A 6,203-nucleotide genomic window follows, 5' to 3' on the forward strand; every position below is an offset into this window, starting at 1 on the left:
GTGCTTGTCGCGGGCCTTTTGGCGCCTATGAAATCTAACGCAACATCTGTCACGACCGCCCGCAGCGCTCGGTCCCACCGGCGCTGCATCTATCCCAGCCAACCCCTCCAAGCCTTTGTCCCCCCTTCCCATGTCAGCCGTCTGTCGCCCAATCCATTAGCGTTCCGAGCATTTCCGATTGGCAAAAGCAGGATGCTTACCGATGCTCTTCAGCGAACTCATGGCAGCGCTTTCCACCCGTGCGATCCGACTCCAGCGCGAGGAGGCCGACCTGCTGGTCGACGGCGCCGATGATGCCCTCGACGATGCCCTGTGGGACGCCTTGGCCGCCCACAAACCGGCCCTGCTGGAGATGCTCGCGAACCACGGCAACGACTGGCACAGCCCGGCGCTGCGCGCGACCCCCGAGATGCTGCCGCTGGCCGAACTGGACCAGGCGGCGATCGACCGCATCGTCGCCAGCGTGCCCGGCGGTGTGGCCAACCTGCAGGACATCTACCCGCTGGCGCCGCTGCAGGAGGGCATGCTCTACCACCACCTGAGCGCCCGCGCCGGCGACCCCTATGTGCTCCAGGCGCAGCTGCGCTTCGCCAGCCCGGCGCACCTGGAGGCCTTCGCCGAGGCCCTGGACTGGGTGATCCAGCGCCACGACATCCTGCGCACGGCGATGGCCTGGGAACTGCTCGATGCCCCGCGCCAGGTGGTCTGGCGCCAGGCCCCGCTGGTCCGCGAAAGCCTCCAGCTGACGGCGGGAGAAGCGCCGCTGGGCCAGCTGCGTGCGCGCTTCGACAGCGGCCACTACCGCATGGACCTGCGCCAGGCGCCGCTGCTGCGCCTGGTCGATGCCCGGGGCGAAAACGGCGAGGTGGTGGCCCTGTTGCTGTTCCATCACACGGTCATGGACCACACCGGCCTGGACATCGTGCGCCGCGAGATCCACGCGCGCCTGGCCGGCGAGGGCGAGCGCCTGCCTGCCGCGGTGCCGTTCCGCGACCTGCTGGCCAGGACAGCGCTGGCCCGTGACGAGCAGGCCCATGAGGCGTTCTTCAGCGCCATGCTGGCGGATGTCGACGAGCCGACCCTGGCCTTCGGCGTGGCGGAGCTGGCCGGCCAAGCCGTGCAAGAGGCGCGGCTGACCTTGCCCACGGCCCTCAGCCGGCGCCTGCGCGCCCAGGCCAGGCAGTGGGGGGCGAGCCCGGCGAGCGTCATGCACCTGGGCCTGGCGCGCTTGCTCGGGGCGCTGTCCGGGCGCGACACGGTGGTGTTCGGCAGCGTGCTGCTCGGGCGCATGGCCGCAGGCCTTGGTGGCGAACAGGCGCTGGGCATGTTCATCAACACCTTGCCATTGCGCGTCGATCTGGCCGGGCAGGGCGTGCGCGACGCCCTGCTGGCCACCCACCGCCAGCTCACCGCGTTGCTCGACCACGAACAGGCGCCGCTGGCCCTGGCCCAGCGTTGCAGCGCGGTGGCGGCACCGGCGCCGCTGTTCAACAGCATGCTCAACTACCGCCACAGCGGCGCTGCCGACGCCGCCGAGGTGATCGCCGTGGCGCCGGGCATCGATGTGGTCGGTGCCCAGGAGCGTACCAACTACCCGCTGGCAGTGGCGGTCGATGATCTGGGCGAAGACCTGCGCCTGACCGTCCAGGCCCTGGCCGCCTGGGGCGCCGAGCGCCTGTGCGGGCAATTGCAGCAGGTGTTCGGCGAGCTGGTCGAGGCCTTGGAGCGCGAGCCTGGGCGGCCGCTGTTGCAGCTGTCGGTGCTGCCCGCCCAGGAACGCCAGTGGCTGCTGGTCGACTGCAACGCCAGCGCCGCGGCGCCGGCGCCGGACCTGCCGCTGCATGGTTTGTTCGAACGGCAGGCCGCCGCGCGTCCCGCAGCCATCGCGGTGCAGGCCGAGGACGGCGAACTGAGCTATCGCGCGCTCAACGAACAGGCCAACCGCCTGGCCCATCACCTGATCGGCCTGGGCGTCGGCCCGGACCTGCGCGTGGCGATCTGCGTCGAGCGCGGTCCGGCCTTGCTGGTCGGCCTGCTGGCGATCCTCAAGGCCGGTGGCGCCTATGTGCCCCTCGACCCCAGCTACCCCGCCGAGCGAATCCGCCACATGCTCGCCGACAGCGCGCCGTTGGCGGTGCTGGTGCAAGGCGCCAGCCGCGACCGGGTGGGCCAGGGGGCTGCGCCGACGGTCGACCTCGACCAGCCGAGCTGGGCCTCGCTGCCGTCCAGCAACCCTGAGGTGCCGGGGTTGACTGCGCGGCACCTGGCCTACGTGATCTACACCTCAGGCTCCACCGGCCAGCCCAAGGGCGTGATGGTGGAGCACCGCAACGTGGTCAACCTGGTGCACTGGAGCGACCAGTTGATCGCCGCCAACCCCCAGGGGGCGCTGCTGCACAAGACCCCGGTGAGCTTCGACGCCTCGGTGTGGGAGCTGTTCTGGCCACTGTGCACCGGCTTGCGCCTGGTGCTGGCGCGGCCAGACGGCCAGCGCGAGCCCGGCTACCTGATCGAGCTGATCCGCCAGCGCCAGGTCAGCGTGGTGCAGTTCGTGCCGGCGCTGTTGCAGCAGTTCCTCGACGAACCCGACAGCGCCTGCTGCGAGAGCCTCAGCGATATCGTCTGCGGCGGCGGCGAACTGACCGAGGCCCTGGCGCGCCAGGTGCGCGAGCGCCTGCCGCAGGTGCGCCTGCATAACGTCTACGGCCCCACCGAGACCACGGTCGACTGCACGTCCTGGACCCTGGAGCCTCAGGCGCCGCTGCCCAGCGCGGCCTTGCCGATTGGCCGGCCCATCGCCCACACCCGCGTGTATGTGCTCGACAGCGCCGACCAGCCGCTGCCGTGGGGCGTGGCCGGGCACCTGCATATCGGCGGCGCCGGCGTGGCCCGGGGCTACCTGGGGCTGCCCGAGCAGCAGGCCGAGCGTTTCATCGCCAGCCCGTTCGTGGCCGGCGAGCGCCTGTACCGCAGCGGCGACCTGGTGCGCCAGCGTGCCGACGGCGTGCTGGAGTTCCTCGGGCGCAACGACCATCAGATCAAGCTGCGCGGCCTGCGCATCGAGCCAGGCGAGATCGAGGCGGCCCTGGCGCGTGTTGCCGGCGTGCGCGAGGCGCTGGTGCGGGTGCATGAGCATGCCCACGGCGGGCCGCAACTGGTGGCCTACTACAGTGGCGCGGCGCACGCCGCCGAGCAGCTGCGCGCGGCCTTGCTCGGCCAGTTGCCGGAGTACATGGTGCCGGCGCTGTTCATCCACCTGGCGGCGATGCCGCTGACCGCCAACGGCAAGGTCGACCGCAAGGCCCTGCCGACGCCCGAGGCGCCGCTGCGCCAGTACCAGGCCCCGCAGGGCGAGGTCGAGCAATGCCTGGCGGCGATCTGGGCCGAGCTGCTGGGTGTCGAGCGGGTGGGCCGGGACGACAACTTCTTCGAACTCGGCGGCCATTCGTTGCTGGCGGTGCGCCTGGTGGAGCGCATGCGCCGGCAGGACTTGCACGCCGACGTGCGCGTGCTGTTCGGCCAACCGACCCTGGCCGCGCTGGCCGCCAGCGTCACCGGCCAGGCGCGCATCGAGGTGCCGGCCAACCGTATCGTCGCCGGTTGCACGCGGATCACCCCGCAACTGCTGCCCCTGGCCAGCATCGACCAGGCCGGCATCGACCAGGTGGTGGCGCAGATCCCCGGCGGCGTGGCCAATATCCAGGACCTCTATGCCCTGGCGCCGTTGCAGCAGGGCATCCTCTACCATCACCTGGCCAGCGCGGGCGCCGACCCCTATGTGGTCCAGGCCCGCTTCGCCTTCGCCGGGCAAGGGCAACTGCACGCCTTCGTCGTGGCGCTGAACCAGGTGATCGCGCGCCACGACATCCTGCGCACCAGCCTGCACTGGCAGGGCCTGGAGGCGCCGGTACAGGTGGTCTGGCGCCAGGCGCCGCTGAGCCTGAGCCCGGCATTGGCGGTGCCGCGCCTGGACCTGGGCCGCGCGCCGTTGCTGCGCTTGAGCCGCGAGGTGGTGGACGGCCGCTTGCAGGCGACCTTGCTGCTGCACCATGTCCTGCTCGACCACACGGCGGTGGAGCAGCTGGTGGCCGAAGTCGGTGCCTTGCTGCAGGGCCAGGCCGAGCTGGCGCCGAGCATTCCCTATCGCAACTACGTGGCCCAGGCGCGCCTGGGCGCCGATAGCCAGGCCGACGAGGCGATGTTCCGCGCGTTGCTGGGCGATATCGACGAGCCGACCGAGGTGTACGGCCTGCGCGAGGCCAAGGTCGATGACCGCCCGCTGAGCGATAGCCGCTTGGCACTGGACCCCGCCTTGGCCAGACGCTTGCGCGAGCAGGCACGGGGCTTGGGCCTGAGTGTCGCCAGCCTGGTCCACCAGGGCTGGGGGCAAGTGCTGGCGCAGTTGTCCGGGCGTGAGGAGGTGGTGTTCGGTACCGTGTTGCTCGGCCGCCTGCAAGGCGGCGAGGGCGCCGACCGGGCCCTGGGCATGTTCATCAACACCTTGCCGCTGCGGGTCAGTGTCGGCGCGCTCGGCGTCGCCGAGGGCGTACGCCTGACCCACCAGCGCCTGGCGCGCCTGCTCGAACGCGAGCAGGCCTCGCTGGCCCTGGCCCAGCGCTGCAGTGGGGTTGCGGCCGGGCAGGCGCTGTTCACCAGCTTGCTCAATTACCGCCACAGCAGCGCCGGGCAGGCCGAGGGCCCGCGCTGGCAAGGCATCGAGTTGCTCGCCGCCGAGGAGCGCAGCACCTACCCGCTGGTGGTCAACGTCGACGACTACGGCAGCGATCTGCGCCTGTCCGTCCAGGCCGTGGCGGCGGTCGATGGCGAGCAGGTCTGCCACCTGTTGCAGATGGCCCTGGTGCGTCTGGTCACCGCGTTGGAGCTGACCCCCGACAGCGCCTTGCACAGCCTGCATGGCCTGCCCGAAGCCGAGCGCGAGCAGGTCCTGTGTGGTTTCAACGCCACGGCGCGCGACTACCCACGCGAGCAGCCCCTGCATCGCTTGTTCGAGGCCCATTGCGTGCGCACCCCAGCGGCGCTGGCGGTGATGCATGGCGAGCGCTGCTGGAGCTACGCCGAGCTAGAGACCCAGGCCAATCGCCTGGCCCAGCACCTGGTGGAACTGGGCGTGCAGGCCGGCGAGCGGGTGGCATTGCTGTTGCCACGTTCGTTCGACCTGCTGGCGGCGCAGTTGGCGGTGAGCAAGTGCGCGGCGGTGTTCGTGCCGCTGGATGGCAATGCGCCGCTGGAGCGCCAGGCGTTCATGGTCAGTGACAGCCAGGCGCGGCTGCTGCTGACCCACAGCGACCAGGCGGTGATCGATGTGGCGCGCCGGGTCGAACTCGACCAGCTCGTGCTCGATGGCTATCCGGACCAAGCGCCGCAACGCATGGCAGACGCCGGCAGTGCGGCGTACATCATGTACACCTCGGGCTCCACCGGCACGCCGAAGGGTGTGCAGGTGCCGCACCGGGCCATCGTGCGCCTGGTGATCAACAACGGCTTTGCCGATTTCAACAGCCAGGACCGCGTGGCCTTCGCCTCCAACCCGGCGTTCGACGCCAGCACCCTGGAAGTCTGGGCGCCGCTGCTCAATGGTGGCGCGGTGGTGGTGATCGAGCAGGACCAGGTGCTGTCGCGCCAGGCCTTGCGCGAGGCGCTGCTGAGCCAGGGCGTGACGGTGCTGTGGCTGACGGCGGGCTTGTTCCACCAGTTCGCCGACGACCTGCTGCCGGCCTTCAGGCAGCTGCGCTACCTGATGGTGGGCGGCGATGTGCTGGACCCGGCGGTGATCGCCCGCGTACTGCGCGACGGTGCGCCGCAGCACCTGCTCAATGGCTATGGCCCGACCGAGGCGACTACCTTCAGCACCACCCACGAGATCACCCAGGTAGGCGGGGGCAGCATTCCAATTGGCAAGCCGATTGGCAACGCACGTTGCTATGTGCTGGATGCCCGTCAGCAACTGCTGCCGGTGGGCGCCGTTGGCGAGCTGTACATCGGCGGCGACGGCGTGGCCCTGGGCTACCTGGGCCAGCCTGAGCTAACTGCCGAGCGCTTCCTGGCGGACCCGTTCAACGGCGGCAGCATGTACCGCAGTGGCGACCTGGTCTGCTGGCGGGCCGACGGCACCTTGCGCTACCTGGGCCGGGCCGACCAGCAGGTCAAGCTGCGCGGCTTCCGTATCGAGCTGGGCGAGATCG

At 70.6% G+C, this 6,203-nt stretch carries 1 protein-coding gene; it reads left to right on the forward strand.

Translation table 11 applies throughout. The annotated features are described in order from the left end of the window. Positions 1-202: 202 nt before the first annotated feature. Positions 203-6,203: non-ribosomal peptide synthetase (locus NJG22_RS09725; RefSeq protein ID WP_253094096.1), on the forward strand; the 6,001-nt coding region annotated here is incomplete at its 3' end.

This window comes from Pseudomonas sp. VA159-2, from assembly GCF_024126635.1.
Classification (GTDB): Bacteria; Pseudomonadota; Gammaproteobacteria; order Pseudomonadales; family Pseudomonadaceae; genus Aquipseudomonas; species Aquipseudomonas muyukensis.